Here is a 17424-nt window from a genome sequence, read left to right on the forward strand (position 1 = left end):
TCATGGCAACCGTTAAAGTTACGCTGATCAAGAGCGTCTCGGGCCGTATCCCTAACCACAAACTGTGCGTCAAGGGTCTGGGTCTGCGTCGTATCGGTCACACTGTAGAAGTCCAGGATACTCCCGAGAACCGCGGGATGATCAACAAGGCTTACTACATGCTGAAGGTCGAGGGTTAATCGATGAAACTCAATGATCTGAGTCCAGCGCCGGGTTCCCGTCGCGAGAAGCACCGTCCGGGCCGTGGTATCGGTAGCGGTCTGGGCAAGACTGGTGGCCGTGGTCACAAAGGTCAGACTTCGCGCTCCGGTGGCACCATTGCTCCAGGCTTCGAAGGCGGTCAACAGCCGCTGCACCGTCGCCTGCCGAAGTTCGGCTTCGTATCCCTGAAAGCCATGGACCGCGCAGAAGTGCGTCTGTCCGAGCTGGCCAAGGTGGAAGGCGATCTGATCACCGTTCAGTCCCTCAAGGACGCCAACGTGATCGGCCAGCACGTACAGCGCGTGAAAATCATGCTGTCGGGCGAAGTCACTCGCGCAGTCACCCTCAAGGGTATCGCCGTCACCAAAGGTGCACGTGCGGCTATCGAAGCAGCTGGCGGCAAGTTCGAGGAATAAATGGCTAAGCAAGGTGCTCTCTCTTCGCTCGGTAAGGGCGGGATGTCGGAACTCTGGGCTCGTCTGCGTTTTCTGTTCATGGCGATCATCGTCTATCGGATTGGCGCGCACATCCCGGTACCAGGCATTAACCCGGACCGTCTCGCGGATCTGTTCCGGCAGAATGAGGGGACCATTCTTAGCTTGTTCAACATGTTTTCCGGCGGCGCGCTGGAGCGCATGAGCATCTTTGCACTGGGGATCATGCCGTACATCTCGGCGTCGATCATCATGCAGCTCATGACCGCTGTCAGCCCGCAGCTGGAGCAGTTGAAGAAGGAAGGTGAAGCTGGCCGTCGCAAGATCAGCCAGTACACCCGCTACGGCACCGTTATCCTGGCGCTGGTCCAAGCCATTGGCATGTCCATCGGCCTGGCCAACCAGGGCGTGGCGTTTTCTGTTGGCCTCGGCTTCCATGTCGTCGCCGTCTCCACCTTCGTGGCAGGCGCGATGTTCATGATGTGGCTGGGTGAGCAGATCACCGAGCGCGGTGTGGGCAACGGTATCTCGATGTTGATCTTCGCAGGTATCGTTGCCGGTCTTCCGAGAGCAATCGGGCAGTCTTTCGAGTCTGCACGCACAGGCGATATCAACATCTTCGCCCTGGTCGCTATCGGTTTGCTGGCAGTAGCGATTATCGGTTTCGTGGTGTTCATTGAGCGTGGTCAGCGTCGTATCGCCGTTCACTATGCCAAGCGTCAGCAGGGCCGCAAGGTCTTCGCTGCGCAGACCAGCCACCTGCCGCTGAAAGTGAACATGGCGGGCGTAATCCCGGCCATTTTCGCGAGCAGCATCTTGCTGTTCCCGGCTTCGCTGGGTGCCTGGTTCGGTCAGTCCGAAGGTATGGGCTGGCTGCAGGACATCTCGCAGTCGATCGCTCCTGGTCAGCCGTTGAACATTCTGCTGTTTAGTGCAGGGATCATTTTCTTCTGCTTCTTCTACACAGCGTTGATGTTCAACCCGAAAGACGTAGCGGAAAACCTGAAGAAGTCCGGTGCCTTTATTCCGGGTATCCGTCCTGGTGAGCAGTCGGCGCGCTACATTGATGGCGTTCTGACCCGTTTGACCATGTTCGGTGCTCTTTACATGATGGCCGTGTGCCTGCTGCCCCAGTTCCTGGTGGTGGCTGCAAACGTGCCGTTCTACCTTGGCGGGACCTCGTTGCTGATTGTGGTAGTGGTTGTGATGGACTTCATGTCCCAAGTACAATCGCACCTCGTTTCGCACCAGTACGAATCCCTGATGAAGAAAGCCAACCTGAAAGGCTACGGCGGCAGCGGTCTGCTGCGCTGATTTAGCCCCTTAAGGTTCGAGGAGTCGGTAATGAAAGTTCGTGCATCGGTGAAAAAGCTGTGCCGCAACTGCAAGATCATTCGTCGCGAAGGTATCGTGCGCGTGATCTGCAGCGTGGAACCGCGTCACAAGCAGCGCCAAGGCTGAGTGTGATCTGCGTCAAACCCAGCAGCTAGTGTGCTGCTGGGTTGATTATTCGTTTCTACAGCGATATTATCTCGCGCCCTATTTCTTGGCTTCCGGGGCGTAGGTAGCTGTCAATTGGAGTCCCACTGAATGGCCCGTATTGCAGGCGTCAACATTCCAGATAACAAGCATACTGTTATCTCGCTGACCTACATCTATGGTGTCGGTCGCACTACTGCACAGAAAATCTGTGCAGACGCTGGTGTCAACCCAGCCGCAAAGATCAAGGATCTGAGCGACGAGCAAATCGAAACCCTGCGTGGCGAAGTTGCGAAGTTCACCACCGAAGGTGACCTGCGTCGTGACATCAACATGAAGATCAAACGCTTGATGGACCTGGGTTGCTACCGCGGCCTGCGTCATCGTAAAGGTCTGCCGGTTCGCGGTCAGCGCACCAAGACCAACGCACGCACCCGTAAGGGCCCGCGTAAGCCGATCCGCAAGTAATCGCCCAGGAATATAGACATGGCAAAACCTGCTGCTCGTCCTCGTAAAAAAGTCAAAAAGACAGTGGTTGATGGCATCGCCCACATCCATGCGTCTTTCAACAACACCATCGTGACCATCACCGACCGTCAGGGCAACGCACTGTCCTGGGCTACTTCCGGTGGTTCGGGTTTCCGTGGTTCGCGCAAATCCACCCCGTTCGCAGCACAGATCGCTGCTGAGCGTGCTGGTCAAGCTGCGCTGGAATACGGCCTGAAAAACCTCGACGTCAACGTCAAGGGTCCAGGTCCGGGTCGTGAATCCGCCGTTCGTGCACTGAACAGCTGCGGCTACAAGATCGCCAGCATCACCGACGTGACGCCAATCCCGCATAACGGGTGCCGTCCGCCGAAGAAGCGTCGCGTGTAATCAGGAGACAGATAAATGGCACGTTACATTGGTCCAAAATGCAAACTGTCTCGCCGTGAAGGCACTGACCTGTTCCTGAAGAGCGGCGTTCGCGCTCTGGAATCGAAGTGCAACATCGAAGCAGCCCCAGGTATCCACGGCCAGCGCCGTGGCCGTCAGTCCGACTACGGCACCCAGCTGCGCGAGAAACAAAAAGTTCGTCGTATCTACGGCGTACTGGAGCGTCAATTCCGCGGTTACTACCAAGCGGCTGCCTCGAAGAAAGGCGCTACCGGTGAGAACCTGCTGCAGATGCTCGAGTCCCGTCTGGATAACGTCGTCTACCGTATGGGCTTCGGTTCTACCCGTTCCGAGTCCCGTCAGCTGGTTTCGCACAAAGCAATCAGCGTCAACGGCAAGACCGTGAACATTCCATCCTACCAAGTTCGTCCGGGTGACGTGGTCGCAGTTCGCGAGAAGTCGCTGAACCAGCTGCGCATTGTTCAAGCCCTTGAACTGTGCTCTCAGCGTGGCCGCGTTGAGTGGGTAGACGTGGATGCTGCTAAAAAGTCGGGCGTTTTCAAGAACGTTCCTGCTCGCAGCGACCTGTCCGCCGACATCAACGAAAACCTGATTGTCGAGCTCTACTCCAAGTAAGGGCTAGAAAATAGGTGCATCCATGCAGATTTCGGTAAATGAGTTTCTGACACCCCGCCACATTGATGTGCAGGTTGTCAGTCCAACCCGCGCCAAGATCACGCTCGAGCCTCTCGAGCGTGGCTTCGGCCATACCCTGGGCAACGCGCTGCGCCGCATCCTGTTGTCCTCCATGCCTGGCTGTGCAGTAGTCGAGGCCGAGATCGATGGCGTACTCCACGAGTACTCCGCGATCGAAGGTGTACAGGAAGACGTCATTGAAATCCTGTTGAACCTGAAAGGCCTGGCTATCAAGCTGCACGGTCGTGACGAAGTTACGCTGACCTTGTCGAAAAAGGGTTCGGGGGTGGTTACCGCTGCCGATATTCAGCTGGATCACGATGTCGAGATCGTCAACCCCGATCACGTAATCGCGAACCTGGCGTCCAACGGCGCCCTGAACATGAAGCTCACTGTAGCTCGTGGTCGCGGTTACGAGCCGGCCGACTCCCGTCAGACCGACGAAGACGAAAGCCGTAGCATTGGCCGTCTGCAGCTGGACGCTTCGTTCAGCCCGGTGCGTCGTATCGCCTATGTGGTCGAGAACGCCCGTGTTGAACAGCGTACCAACCTGGACAAGCTGGTCATCGATCTGGAAACCAACGGTACCCTGGATCCTGAAGAGGCCATCCGTCGTGCCGCGACCATCCTGCAACAGCAGCTGGCCGCGTTCGTCGACCTCAAAGGTGACAGCGAGCCGGTTGTGGTCGAGCAGGAAGACGAGATCGATCCGATCCTGCTGCGCCCGGTTGACGACCTGGAACTGACCGTACGTTCGGCCAACTGCCTCAAGGCGGAGAACATCTACTACATCGGCGACCTGATTCAGCGTACCGAAGTAGAGCTGTTGAAGACTCCTAACCTGGGCAAGAAGTCCCTGACTGAAATCAAGGACGTCCTGGCCTCCCGTGGTCTGTCTCTCGGCATGCGCCTCGACAACTGGCCGCCTGCAAGCCTTAAGAAAGACGACAAGGCGACAGCCTGATCGTCGTAATCACCGAACGTTGTGTTTGGTAAGGAATGAATCATGCGTCATCGTAAAAGTGGACGTCACCTGAGCCGTACCAGCTCTCACCGCAAAGCTATGTTCCAGAACATGGCTGTGTCGCTGATCGAGCACGAGCTGATCAAAACCACCCTGCCGAAAGCCAAGGAACTGCGCCGCGTTGCCGAGCCGCTGATCACCCTGGCCAAGGAAGACAGCGTTGCTAACCGTCGTCTGGCCTTCGACCGTACCCGTTCGAAGTCCGCTGTTGGCAAACTGTTCAACGATCTGGGCAAGCGCTACGCCACCCGTCAGGGCGGCTACCTGCGTATCCTGAAGTGCGGTTTCCGCGCTGGCGACAACGCGCCTATGGCGTACGTCGAGCTGGTTGATCGTCCGGTCGGTGGTGCTGTAGAAGCTGCCGAGTAAGACGTTCTGTCTGCTACAAAGAACCGGGCCTAGTGCCCGGTTTTTTGTTGTTCGGTGAATTGTTATTTTCTATTGATGCAAGTCAGCTAATGAATTTGTTCGTGTAACACGGCTCGTCAATACTCTCTCCAAGCCGATTAGCCGGCCTTTCAAGACCGATAAGGAGAGCCCATGAGCAAGATTCTCACCACCGCCAGCGGTGCACCTGTAGCCGATAACCAGAACTCCCGTTCCGCCGGCCCACGCGGCCCGCTGCTGCTCGATGATTTCCACCTGCTCGAGAAGCTCGCCCACTTTAACCGCGAGAACATTCCAGAGCGTCGTGTGCACGCCAAAGGCTCGGGCGCCTACGGTACTTTCACCGTTACCCGTGACATCACCGACTACACCAGCGCCAAGCTGTTCAGCGCCGTCGGCAAGCAGACCGAGACCTTCCTGCGGTTCTCCACCGTGGGTGGCGAGCGTGGGTCTGCCGATACCGAGCGCGACCCGCGCGGCTTTGCGGTCAAGTTCTACACCGAGGAAGGCAACTGGGACATTGTCGGCAACAACACGCCGGTCTTCTTCATTCGTGACCCGCTGAAATTCCCCGACTTCATTCACACCCAGAAGCGCCATCCGCAGAGCAACCTGAAGAATGCCCAGATGATGTGGGACTTCTGGTCGCATTCGCCCGAGGCGCTGCACCAAGTCACCATCCTGTTCTCCGATCGCGGCATTCCAGATGGTTACCGCCACATGCACGGTTTTGGCAGCCATACCTACAGCCTGATCAACGACCAAGGCGAGCGCACCTGGGTCAAGTGGCACTACAAGACACAGCAGGGCATCAAGAACCTGGCCCCGGCCGAGGCCGCCCGTCTGGCCGGCAGCGACCCGGATTACGCCCAGCGTGACCTGTTCGAGGCCATCGAGCGTGGCGACTATCCGCGCTGGACCGTGTGCATCCAGGTGATGAGCGAAGCCGAGGCAGCAAGCCGTCAGGAGAACCCGTTCGACGTGACCAAGACCTGGTCGCAGAAGGACTACCCACTGATCGAGGTCGGCGTGCTGGAGCTCAACCGCAACCCGCTCAATTACTTCGCAGAGGTGGAGCAAGCCACATTCGGCCCGAGCAACATGGTCCCGGGTGTTGGGCTGTCGCCGGACCGTATGCTGCAAGGCCGCGTGTTCGCCTACGCTGACGCCCACCGCTACCGCGTGGGTACCAACCACCAGCATCTGCCGGTAAACGCGCCGCGTAGCCCGGTGCACAGCTACCAGCGCGATGGCGCCATGGCCAGCGGCAGCTACGGCAGCGCGCCGAACTACGAACCTAACAGCTTCAGCGATGCACCCAAGCAGTCGCCGCGCCATGCCGAGCCGGCGCTGGCCCTCAATGGTGCGGCTGATCGCTATGATCACCGCGAGGACAACGACTACTACAGCCATGCCGGCGCCCTGTTCCGCCTGATGAGCAACGAACAGCGAGCGCTGCTGATCGACAACATCGCCGGGACCATGGCCAATGTCAGCGAGGACGTCATCCAGCGTCAACTGCAGCACTTCCACAAGGCCGATCCGGCCTATGCAGAAGGCATTGCCAAGGCCCTGGGCATAACCCTCGCCTAACTCGAAGTGATAAGAAGAACCGCCCTCATTTGGGCGGTTTTTCAATGAAAATCACTACTGTTTAGCCGATTATTTGCTGCTTATTGCGCATTTTCCCGTGACCATGCGCAAAAGCTGGTTCACACTGTCAGCTATCGAAGCATTCACAGGGAGAAGCAGGGCGATGCAAGGTCACCCGGACGTAATCAACTACCTCGTCATGTTGCTGAAGGGCGAACTGGCAGCACGCGATCAATACTTCATCCATTCGCGGATGTATGAAGATTGGGGCCTGGGCAAGCTCTTCGAACGCATCAATCACGAGATGGAAGAAGAGACGGAGCACGCCGATGCGCTGATGCGCCGTATTCTCATGCTCGAAGGCACCCCGGACATGCGCGCTGACGATCTGGAAGTGGGCAAGACCGTGCCCGAGATGATCGCGGCCGACCTCAAGCTCGAATACAAAGTCCGCGCCGCGCTGTGCAAGGGCATCGAGCTGTGCGAGCTGCACAAGGACTACATCAGCCGCGACATCCTGCGCGCGCAGTTGGCAGATACCGAAGAAGATCACACCTACTGGCTGGAGAAGCAGCAGGGCCTGATCAAGGCCATTGGCCTGGAGAACTACCTGCAGTCGCAGATGTAAAAGATTGCGGCTGCTTTGCAGCCCTTTCGCGGCACAAGGCCGCTCCTACAGGATCGTGCGAACCGTCAGATCGGTGAGGTCCCGTAGGAGCGGCCTTGTGCTGCGAAAGGGGCGCAAAGCGCCCCCATTGTTTTATGCCCGATCCCGCTCCAGCAGCGGCTTCAGATAGTGCCCGGTATAGGACTGCTGTTTCTCGGCCAGCTCTTCAGGCGTACCGACGGCAATGATCTGCCCACCCTTGGAGCCACCCTCCGGCCCCAGGTCCACCAACCAGTCCGCCGTCTTGATCACATCCAGGTTGTGTTCGATCACCACCACGGTGTTGCCGTGATCGCGCAGGCGATGCAGTACGTCCAGCAGTTGCTGGATATCCGCAAAGTGCAAACCTGTGGTCGGCTCGTCGAGGATGTACAGAGTCTTGCCGGTATCGCGCTTGGACAGCTCGCGTGACAGCTTGACCCGCTGCGCCTCACCACCCGACAGCGTGGTGGCCGACTGCCCCAGCTTGATGTAGGAAAGCCCCACGTCCATCAGTGTCTGCAGCTTGCGCGCCAGTGCCGGCACCGCGTCGAAGAACTCGCGGGCATCCTCGATGGTCATTTCAAGCACCTCGTGGATGTTCTTGCCCTTGTACTTGATCTCCAGGGTTTCGCGGTTATAGCGCTTGCTCTTGCACACATCGCACGGCACGTAGATATCCGGCAGGAAGTGCATTTCCACCTTGATCAGGCCGTCGCCCTGGCACGCTTCGCAGCGCCCGCCCTTGACGTTGAACGAGAACCGCCCCGGCCCGTAGCCACGGGAGCGCGCCTCCGGCACGCCAGCGAACAGCTCACGGATCGGCGTGAAGATGCCGGTGTAGGTCGCCGGGTTCGAACGCGGGGTGCGGCCGATCGGGCTCTGGTCGATATCGACCACCTTGTCCAGGTGTTGCAGGCCATCGATGCTGCTGTGCGGCGCTGGCTCGAGGGTGCTGGCACCGTTGAGCGCGGTGGCCGCCAGGGGGAACAGGGTGTTGTTGATCAGCGTCGACTTGCCCGAGCCGGACACACCGGTCACGCAAGTCAGCAGGCCGATCGGCAGTTCCAGGTCGACATTCTGCAGGTTGTTGCCGCGCGCGCCCTTGAGCTTGAGCGACAGCTTCTTGTTGCGCGGGGTGCGCTTGGCCGGCACGACGATCTTCTTGCGCCCCGACAGGTACTTGCCGGTCAGCGAATCGGGGTGTGCCATCACCTCGTCCGGTGTGCCCTCGGCGACGATCTGCCCGCCATGTACGCCGGCCCCAGGGCCGATGTCCACCACGTAGTCGGCCAGGCGGATGGCGTCCTCGTCGTGCTCCACCACGATCACCGTGTTGCCCAGGTCGCGCAGGTGGTTGAGGGTGGCCAGCAGGCGGTCGTTGTCCCGTTGATGAAGGCCGATGGACGGTTCATCGAGGATGTACATGACGCCCACCAGGCCGGCACCGATCTGGCTGGCCAGGCGAATACGCTGGGCCTCGCCGCCGGACAGGGTGTCGGCGCTACGGTCGAGGGTCAGGTAGTCGAGGCCGACGTTGACCAGGAACTGCAGGCGCTCGCAGATCTCCTTGAGGATCTTCGCCGCGATCTCGCCGCGTCGGCCGGACAGGGTCAGGTCGCTGAAGTAGTTGCTGGCTTCGCCGATCGGCAGGTTGGTCACCGCCGGCAGGGTCTTCTCGCCCACCCACACATGCCGTGCCTCACGGCGCAGGCGGGTGCCGCGGCAGTCGGGGCAGGGCTGGGTGCCGAGGAACTTGGCCAGCTCTTCACGCACCGTGGCCGACTCGGTCTCGCGGTAGCGGCGCTCGAGGTTGGGCACGATGCCCTCGAACGGGTGCGAGCGCTTGACGATATCGCCGCGGTCGTTGAGGTACTTGAAGTCGACGCTCTGCTTGCCGCTGCCGTGCAGGATGACTTTCTGGTCCTCGGCCGACAGCTCGCCAAACGGCTGTTCAAGGCTGAAACCATAGTGCGCCGCCAGCGAGCCGAGCATCTGGAAGTAATAGACGTTACGCCGGTCCCAGCCGCGTATCGCCCCCTCGGCCAGGGTGAGCTCGCTGTTGACTAGGCGCTTGGTATCGAAGAACTGCTTTACCCCCAGGCCATCGCAGGTCGGGCAGGCGCCGGCTGGGTTGTTGAAGGAGAACAGCTTAGGCTCCAGCTCGCTGATCGCGTGGCCACAGATCGGGCAGGCGAAGCGTGCGGAGAAGATCGTCTCTTCGCCTTCCTCGTCATCCATCGGCGCCACCAGCGCGATACCGTCCGCCAGTTTGAGTGCAGTCTCGAACGATTCGGCCAGGCGCTGCTGCAGGTCGGCGCGGACCTTGAAGCGGTCCACCACCACATCGATGCTGTGCTTCTTCTGCTTGTCCAGCTTGGGCACTTCGTCCAGCTCGTAGAGCTTGCCGTTGACCCGCGCACGCACGAAGCCCTGGGCGCGCAGCTCGTCGAACACCGCCAGGTGTTCACCTTTGCGTTCACGGATCACCGGCGCCAGCAGCATCAGCTTGCTGCCTTCGGGGTTTTCCAGCACCAGGTCGACCATCTGGCTGATCGTTTGCGCTTCCAGCGGGATATCGTGGTCCGGGCAGCGCGGCGTGCCCACCCGCGCATAGAGCAGGCGCAGGTAGTCGTAGATCTCGGTGATGGTGCCCACGGTAGAGCGCGGGTTGTGCGAGGTGGACTTCTGCTCGATGGAAATCGCCGGTGACAGGCCTTCGATGGTGTCGACGTCGGGCTTTTCCATCATCGACAGGAACTGCCGGGCGTAGGCCGACAGCGATTCCACATAGCGGCGCTGGCCCTCGGCATACAGCGTGTCGAACGCCAGCGACGACTTGCCGGAGCCGGACAGGCCGGTGATCACGATCAGCTTGTCCCGCGGTAGCGTGAGGTCGATGTTCTTCAGGTTGTGGGTACGTGCCCCACGAATCAGGATCTTGTCCACTGCGGCCTCGCTCGGCGGGCATAAACAAGGGAGTATACGGCGCGCTGCCAGTACGCGGCAAAGCGTCGCGCAGATGCCGTCAGGGCGTCGGACTGATAGAATCGCCGCCGGTTCACACGAGGTTAATCCATGCACGACACCCACAACGAGCGCATGAGTGGCAGCGAAACCCGCGCCGCTAGCGGCCTGGCCCTGGTCTTTGCCTTTCGTATGCTGGGCATGTTCATGGTACTGCCGGTGCTGGCCACCTACGGCATGGACCTGGCCGGCGCCACGCCTGCGCTGATCGGCCTGGCCATCGGTGCATACGGCCTCACCCAGGCCGTGCTGCAGATTCCGTTCGGCATGATCTCCGACCGCATCGGCCGCCGCCCGGTGATCTACCTGGGCCTGGTGATCTTCGCCCTCGGCAGCGTGCTGGCGGCCCAGGCCGATTCGATCTGGGGGGTGATCGCTGGGCGCATCCTGCAAGGCGCCGGGGCGATTTCCGCAGCCGTCATGGCGCTGCTGTCCGACCTCACCCGTGAGCAACACCGCACCAAGGCCATGGCCATGATCGGCATGAGCATCGGCCTGTCGTTTGCCGTGGCCATGGTCGTCGGGCCGCTGCTGACTCGCGCCTTCGGCTTGTCAGGATTGTTCCTCGCCACTGCAGGACTTGCCCTGGTCGGCATCGCCCTGATCGCCTTCGTCGTGCCCAATACCCACAAGACCTTGCAGCATCGTGAGTCCGGCGTGGCCCGCCAGGCCCTGGGCCCGACCCTGCGCCACCCGGACCTTCTGCGCCTGGACGTGGGCATTTTCGTCCTGCATGCCATCCTCATGGCCAGCTTCGTCGCGCTGCCGCTGGCCTTCGTCGAACGCGGGGGGCTGCCGAAGGAAGAGCACTGGTGGGTGTACCTGACCGCGCTGCTGGTTTCATTTTTTGCAATGATCCCCTTCATCATCTACGGCGAGAAGAAGCGCAAGATGAAACGCGTGCTGCTTGGCGCGGTCAGTGTGTTGCTGCTGGTGGAGCTGTTCTTCTGGCAATGGGCTGACAACTTGCGCGGACTGGTGATCGGCACCGTGGTATTCTTTACCGCCTTCAACCTGTTGGAGGCATCCTTGCCTTCGCTGGTCAGCAAGGTGTCGCCCGCCGGTGGCAAAGGGACTGCAATGGGTGTGTACTCCACCAGTCAGTTCCTGGGTGCCGCGCTGGGAGGAATCATCGGTGGCTGGTTGTTCCAGCACGGTGGCCTGAGCATGGTGTTTCTCGGTTGCGCGGGGCTGTGTGCCCTGTGGTTGGTCACTGCGTTGCGCATGAACGAGCCGCCTTACGTGACCAGCCTGCGCATGCCGCTGACGCCAGAGGCAGTCCGGGAAGCCGGGCTGACCGAGCGCCTGATGGCCGTGCCGGGTGTGACCGACGCCGTGGTGGTGGCAGAAGAAGCCGCCATCTATATCAAACTGGATACGAAAATTTTGGACCGTGCGACCCTCGAGCGTCTGGTAAACCCAGCCTCTTCGGCGTGCGAAGCCTAGGAGAACGTTATGGCCCGTGGGGTTAACAAAGTCATTCTGGTCGGTACCTGCGGTCAGGATCCCGAAGTCCGCTACCTGCCCAACGGTAACGCCGTGACCAACCTGAGCCTGGCCACCAGCGAGCAGTGGACCGACAAGCAGTCCGGCCAGAAGGTCGAGCGCACCGAGTGGCACCGCGTTTCGCTGTTCGGCAAGGTTGCCGAAATCGCCGGCGAGTACCTGCGCAAAGGCTCGCAGGTGTACATCGAAGGTAAGCTGCAGACCCGCGAGTGGGAAAAAGACGGCATCAAGCGCTACACCACCGAAATCATCGTCGACATCAACGGCACCATGCAGCTGCTCGGCGGCCGTCCGCAGAACCAGCAGGGCGGCGGCGATCAGTACAACCAGGGTGGTGGCAACAACTACAACCAGGGTGGTGGCAACAACTACAACCAGGGTGGCGGTCAGCAGCAACAGTACAACCAAGTCCCGCCACGTCAGCAGGCCCAGCGCCCGCAGCAGGCTCCGCAGCGCCCAGCGCCGCAACAGCCGGCTCCGCAGCCAGCCGCGGACTTCGATAGCTTCGACGACGATATTCCGTTCTGATCGAAGCGCTTGACGCTACGTCAAGCCAAAAACCCAGGGCCTTCACCCTGGGTTTTTTTATGGCGTTATTGGCCCATGGGCAGCTGGTTTACACGCGAACACCGGCGCAGCCGGTGCCATGCAGCGCGGTGCCTGCTTCGCGGGCAAACCCGCTCCCACGGGTTTCGACTGAACCCATCAATTCCGCGCTGTCCTGTAAGCGCCGGCCCACCACCATCCCCCTTGACCCACGTCATCGCACTTCCCCGATCTTTGGCTAGTCTTAACAGTTGGCGGTCTCTATCCACCGCCACCGTGATGACCAAGAGGCTCCGGCCCCGCGCCAGGCGCCCAAACCTGATCAGGAGTGCACGATGGACCTCAACCGTCGGCAATTCTTCAAGGTCGCCGCCGTCGGCCTTGGAGGCTCGAGCCTTGCGGCGTTGGGCATGGCCCCGACACCGGCATTCGCCGAGCAGATACGCCACTTCAAGCTGGCGCACACCAAAGAGACCCGCAACACCTGCCCCTACTGCTCGGTCGGCTGCGGCCTGATCATGTACAGCCAGGGCGATGCGGGCAAGAACGTCAAGCAGAGCATCATCCACATCGAGGGCGACGCGGACCATCCGGTCAACCGCGGCACCCTGTGCCCGAAAGGCGCGGGCCTGCTGGACTTTATCCACAGTCCGAGCCGCCTCAAGTACCCCGAAGTGCGCAAGCCGGGCAGCAAGGAATGGACCCGCATCGAGTGGGACGAAGCCCTCGACCGCATCGCCGACCTGATGAAAAAGGACCGCGACGCCAACTTCATCGAGAAGAACGCCCAGGGCCAGACGGTCAACCGTTGGCTCACCACGGGCTTCCTTGCTGCGTCCGCCGCTTCCAGCGAAGCGGGCTACCTGACGCACAAGGTGATCCGTTCCACCGGCATGCTGGGGTTCGATAACCAGGCGCGTGTCTGACACGGCCCGACGGTGGCAAGTCTTGCCCCGACGTACGGCCGTGGCGCGATGACCAATCACTGGTCGGACATCGCCAACGCAAACCTGGTCCTGGTGATGGGCGGCAACGCCGCTGAAGCGCACCCGTGTGGCTTCAAGTGGGTGACCGAGGCCAAGGCGCACAACAAGGCGCGGCTGATCGTGGTCGACCCGCGGTTCACCCGTACCGCTTCGGTAGCCGATTACTACGCACCGATTCGCACCGGCAGCGACATCGCCTTCATGGGCGGGCTGATCAACTACCTGCTGAGCAACGACAAGATCCAGCACGAGTACGTGCGCAACTACACCGACGTGTCGTTCATCGTCAAAGAGAACTATGGCTTCGAGGACGGGCTGTTCAGCGGCTACGACGCGGCCAAGCGCGTGTACGCCGACAAGTCCGGCTGGGGCTATGAGCTGGGCGAGGATGGCTTTGCCAAGGTCGACCCGACCCTGCAGCACCCGCGGTGCGTCTACCAGCTGATGAAGCAGCACTACAGCCGCTACACGCCGGAGCTGGCAAGCATGACCTGCGGCATGCCCCAGGACCAGATGATGAAAGTCTGGGAAGAGATCGCCACCTGCTCGGTGCCGGGCAAGACCATGACGATCCTCTACGCCCTGGGCTGGACCCAGCACTCCATCGGCGCGCAGATCATCCGCAGCGCGGCCATGGTGCAGTTGCTGCTGGGCAACGTCGGCATGCCGGGTGGCGGGGTCAACGCCCTGCGCGGTCACTCCAACATCCAGGGCCTGACCGACCTGGGCCTGCTGTCCAACTCGCTGCCGGGCTACCTCACCCTGGCCGGCGACGCCGAGCAGGACTACGCCAGCTACATCGACAAGCGCGCCTCCAAGCCGTTGCGCCCCGGGCAGCTGTCGTACTGGCAGAACTACGGCAAGTTCCACGTCAGCCTGATGAAGGCCTGGTACGGCGCCAATGCCACCGCCGAAAACAACTGGGGCTACGACTGGCTGCCCAAGCTCGACGTGCCGGCCTACGACGTGCTGCGCATGTTCGAGATGATGGGCCAGGGCAAGGTCAACGGCTACATGTGCCAGGGCTTCAACCCGATCGCCGCGCTGCCGGACAAGAACCGCGTCACCGCCGCGCTGGCCAAGCTCAAGTGGCTGGTGATCATGGACCCGCTGGCCACCGAAACCTCCGAGTTCTGGCGCAACGCCGGCCCGTTCAACGACGTCGACACGGCCAACATCCAGACCGAGGTGATCCGCCTGCCCACCACCTGCTTCGCCGAAGAGGACGGCTCGCTGGTCAACAGCAGCCGCTGGCTGCAATGGCACTGGAAGGGCGCCGACGGCCCGGGCGAAACCCGCACCGACGTGCACATCATGAGCGAGCTGTTCCTGCGCCTGCGCAAGCGTTACCAGGCCGAGGGCGGCGCTTACCCCGACGCGATGCTCAACATCAGCTGGCCCTACAAGGTCCCTGAAGAGCCATCCCCCGAAGAGCTGGCCAAGGAGATGAACGGCTGGGCGGTCAGCGACCTCACCGACGCCACCGGCGCCACGCTCAAGGCCGGGCAACAGCTCGCCGGCTTCGCCCAGATGAAGGACGACGGCAGCACCGCCTCCGGTTGCTGGATCTTCGCCGGCAGCTGGACCGAGCAGGGCAACCAGATGGCCCGCCGTGACAACAGCGACCCTTACGGCATGCACCAGGTGCAGAACTGGGCCTGGGCCTGGCCGGCCAACCGCCGCATCCTCTACAACCGCGCCTCCAGCGATCCGCAAGGCAAGCCGTGGGACCCGGAGAAAAAACGCCTGGTGTGGTGGAACGGCAAGGCCTGGACCGGCACCGACGTGCCCGACTTCAAGGTCGACTCGCCACCTGAAGCGGGGATGAACCCGTTCATCATGAACCCCGAGGGCGTGGCCCGGTTCTTCGCCATCGACAAGATGGCCGAGGGGCCGTTCCCCGAGCACTACGAGCCGTTCGAGACGCCGATCGGGATCAACCCGCTGCACCCGCAGAACAAGAAGGCCACCAGCAACCCGGCCGGGCGCATCTTCGATTCGGTGTGGGATACCTTGGGCACCCACGACGAGTTCCCCCATGCGGCGACCACCTACCGGCTGACCGAGCACTTCCACTTCTGGAGCAAGCATTGCCGGCTCAACGCCATCGCCCAGCCCGAGCAGTTCGTCGAAATCGGCGAGGTGCTGGCGAACGAGAAAGGCATCAAGGCCGGCGACCGGGTGCGGGTGTCGAGCAAGCGCGGGCATATCGACGCGGTGGCGGTGGTGACCAAGCGGATCCGCCCGCTGCAGGTCAACAACCAGACCGTGCACCAGATCGGCATCCCGCTGCACTGGGGCTTCACCGGCAGCACGCGGCACGGCTACCTGACCAACACCCTGGTGCCGTTCCTCGGTGATGGCAATACGCAGACGCCGGAGTCCAAGTCGTTCCTCGTCAAAGTGGAGAAACTCTGATGGCCAGCCAAGACATCATTGCCCGCTCCGCCACCACCACCGTGCCGCCCTCGGTACGCCAGCAGCAGGAGGTTGCCAAGCTGATCGACACCACCAAGTGCATCGGCTGCAAGGCCTGCCAGGTGGCGTGTTCGGAGTGGAACGAACTGCGTGACGAGGTGGGCCACAACCACGGCACCTACGACAACCCCCAGGACCTGTCCGCCGAAACCTGGACCCTGATGCGCTTCACCGAGCACGAGCGCGACGACGGCAACCTGGAGTGGCTGATCCGCAAGGACGGCTGCATGCACTGCGCCGACCCAGGCTGCCTGAAGGCCTGCCCGAGCCCGGGGGCGATCATCAAGCACGCCAACGGCATCGTCGACTTCAACCAGGACCACTGCATCGGCTGCGGCTACTGCATCACCGGCTGCCCGTTCAACATCCCGCGCATCTCGCAGAAGGACCACAAGGCGTACAAGTGCACCCTGTGTTCCGACCGCGTCAGCGTGGGCCTGGAGCCGGCCTGCGTGAAGACCTGCCCCACCGGGGCGATCGTCTTCGGCAGCAAGGAGGAGATGAAGGTGCACGCCGACGAGCGCATCGTCGACCTGAAGTCGCGCGGCTATGAGAACGCCGGGCTGTATGACCCGGATGGGGTTGGCGGTACTCACGTGATGTACGTGCTGCACCATGCCGACACGCCGCGCTTGTACGCCGGCCTGCCGGACCAGCCGGTGATCAGCCCGCTGGTGGGGCTGTGGAAAGGCTTCACCAAGCCGCTGGCGCTGCTGGCCATGGGCGCGGCGGTGCTGGCCGGGTTCTTCCACTACGTGCGCGTCGGGCCGCAGCGGGTCGAGGAGGATGAGCACCCCACGCCACCTGACCACAGCGTCCACCCGGTGGACCCCGCGGTGCATGTCTATGATCCGAACCGCCCGGGCGGGCAGGGGGAGCAGCGGCCATGAACGACGACAAACCGATCCTGCGCTACAACGCCAACGAGCGCAGCAACCACTGGGTCGTGGCGATCCTGTTCGTGCTGGCCGGGCTGTCGGGGCTGGCGCTGTTCCACCCGGCGCTGTTCTGGCTCAGCCACCTGTTCGGCGGCGGGCCGTGGACGCGCATCCTGCACCCGTTCCTCGGCGTGGCGATGTTCGTGTTCTTCCTCGGGCTGGTGCTGCGTTTCTGGCGCGCCAACTTCATCACCGCCAACGACCGCCTGTGGCTGCGCCGCGTCGACCGGGTGATGCTCAACCAGGAAGAGGGCGTACCGCCGGTGGGCAAGTACAACGCCGGGCAGAAGCTGCTGTTCTGGACCCTGCTGGCGTGCATGCTGGTGTTGCTGGTCAGTGGCGTGGTGATCTGGCGGGCGTACTTCAGCCACTGGTTCGGCATCGACGCCATACGCCTGTCGGCCCTGTTGCATGCCCTGGCGGCGTTCGTGCTGATCCTCAGCATCATCGTGCATATCTATGCCGGGATCTGGATCAAGGGCTCGATCGGCGCCATGTTGCATGGCTGGGTCAGCCGCGCCTGGGCACGCAAGCACCATGAACTCTGGTATCGCGATGTAACCGGCGACAAGACGCCGGGCAATCACGGCCGTAAGGAAGGATGACC

Annotated in this window: 17 protein-coding genes; 16 read left to right on the forward strand and 1 reads right to left on the reverse strand. The window is 61.7% G+C overall.

Features of this window, described 5'->3' with window-relative positions:
• The first annotated feature begins 2 nt into the window (after positions 1-2).
• From rpmD to bfr, 11 genes are all read left to right on the forward strand, one after another.
• Entirely contained in the window at positions 3-179 is a 177-nt protein-coding gene (rpmD, locus tag L6D77_RS13180; RefSeq protein ID WP_011531895.1) for a 50S ribosomal protein L30, read from the forward strand.
• A 3-nt stretch (positions 180-182) separates the two neighbouring features.
• The gene (gene rplO / locus L6D77_RS13185; RefSeq protein ID WP_110996350.1) at positions 183-617 is read left to right on the forward strand and encodes a 50S ribosomal protein L15; all 435 of its coding nucleotides are present in this window, start codon (positions 183-185) and stop codon (positions 615-617) included.
• Complete coding sequence (secY, locus tag L6D77_RS13190; protein ID WP_003257108.1) at positions 618-1949, forward strand: preprotein translocase subunit SecY; 1332 nt, start codon at positions 618-620, stop codon at positions 1947-1949. It abuts the gene before it with no gap.
• A gap of 30 nt (positions 1950-1979) precedes the next feature.
• Complete coding sequence (rpmJ, locus tag L6D77_RS13195; protein WP_032116397.1) at positions 1980-2096, forward strand: 50S ribosomal protein L36; 117 nt, start codon at positions 1980-1982, stop codon at positions 2094-2096.
• A gap of 129 nt (positions 2097-2225) precedes the next feature.
• Positions 2226-2582, forward strand: a complete 357-nt coding sequence (rpsM, locus tag L6D77_RS13200) for a 30S ribosomal protein S13 (RefSeq protein ID WP_003255457.1) — start codon at positions 2226-2228, stop codon at positions 2580-2582.
• 18 nt (positions 2583-2600) lie between these two features.
• A complete protein-coding gene (gene rpsK / locus L6D77_RS13205; protein ID WP_003255454.1) occupies positions 2601-2990 on the forward strand; it encodes a 30S ribosomal protein S11 in 390 nt (129 codons plus the stop codon).
• Between the two features lie 15 nt (positions 2991-3005).
• Positions 3006-3626, forward strand: coding sequence for a 30S ribosomal protein S4 (gene rpsD, locus L6D77_RS13210; RefSeq protein ID WP_110996351.1), 621 nt, complete (start codon positions 3006-3008; stop codon positions 3624-3626).
• A gap of 22 nt (positions 3627-3648) precedes the next feature.
• Entirely contained in the window at positions 3649-4650 is a 1002-nt protein-coding gene (locus L6D77_RS13215; protein WP_003255452.1) for a DNA-directed RNA polymerase subunit alpha, read from the forward strand.
• Between the two features lie 42 nt (positions 4651-4692).
• Positions 4693-5079: a 50S ribosomal protein L17 gene (gene rplQ, locus L6D77_RS13220; RefSeq protein WP_003255451.1), complete on the forward strand. Its 387-nt coding sequence runs from the start codon at positions 4693-4695 to the stop codon at positions 5077-5079.
• A 171-nt stretch (positions 5080-5250) separates the two neighbouring features.
• On the forward strand, positions 5251-6690 hold the full coding sequence (locus L6D77_RS13225; protein ID WP_232882625.1) for a catalase: 1440 nt from the start codon (positions 5251-5253) through the stop codon (positions 6688-6690).
• Between the two features lie 163 nt (positions 6691-6853).
• The gene (bfr, locus tag L6D77_RS13230) at positions 6854-7318 is read left to right on the forward strand and encodes a bacterioferritin (protein ID WP_232882626.1); all 465 of its coding nucleotides are present in this window, start codon (positions 6854-6856) and stop codon (positions 7316-7318) included.
• A 132-nt stretch (positions 7319-7450) separates the two neighbouring features.
• Here bfr and uvrA read toward each other — a convergent pair whose 3' ends face one another.
• A complete protein-coding gene (gene uvrA / locus L6D77_RS13235; RefSeq protein WP_232882627.1) occupies positions 7451-10285 on the reverse strand; it encodes an excinuclease ABC subunit UvrA in 2835 nt (944 codons plus the stop codon).
• A gap of 129 nt (positions 10286-10414) precedes the next feature.
• On the opposite strand from uvrA, the gene L6D77_RS13240 reads away from it, so the two are divergent.
• From L6D77_RS13240 to L6D77_RS13260, 5 genes are all read left to right on the forward strand, one after another.
• A complete protein-coding gene (locus tag L6D77_RS13240; protein ID WP_125462386.1) occupies positions 10415-11809 on the forward strand; it encodes an MFS transporter in 1395 nt (464 codons plus the stop codon).
• Positions 11810-11818: 9 nt separating this feature from the next.
• Positions 11819-12397 carry a single-stranded DNA-binding protein gene (locus tag L6D77_RS13245; protein ID WP_232882628.1) on the forward strand — a complete coding sequence of 193 codons (579 nt, stop codon included), beginning with the start codon at positions 11819-11821 and terminating at the stop codon, positions 12395-12397.
• A 353-nt stretch (positions 12398-12750) separates the two neighbouring features.
• Positions 12751-15819, forward strand: coding sequence for a formate dehydrogenase-N subunit alpha (gene fdnG, locus L6D77_RS13250; RefSeq protein ID WP_232882630.1), 3069 nt, complete (start codon positions 12751-12753; stop codon positions 15817-15819).
• Positions 15819-16769, forward strand: coding sequence for a formate dehydrogenase subunit beta (gene fdxH, locus L6D77_RS13255; RefSeq protein ID WP_232882631.1), 951 nt, complete (start codon positions 15819-15821; stop codon positions 16767-16769). Before fdnG ends, fdxH begins: the two co-directional genes overlap by 1 nt.
• The gene (locus L6D77_RS13260; protein WP_232882632.1) at positions 16766-17422 is read left to right on the forward strand and encodes a formate dehydrogenase subunit gamma; all 657 of its coding nucleotides are present in this window, start codon (positions 16766-16768) and stop codon (positions 17420-17422) included. Before fdxH ends, L6D77_RS13260 begins: the two co-directional genes overlap by 4 nt.
• Positions 17423-17424 lie beyond the last annotated feature (2 nt).

The organism is Pseudomonas parasichuanensis (genome assembly GCF_021601385.1).
Lineage (GTDB): Bacteria > Pseudomonadota > Gammaproteobacteria > Pseudomonadales > Pseudomonadaceae > Aquipseudomonas > Aquipseudomonas parasichuanensis.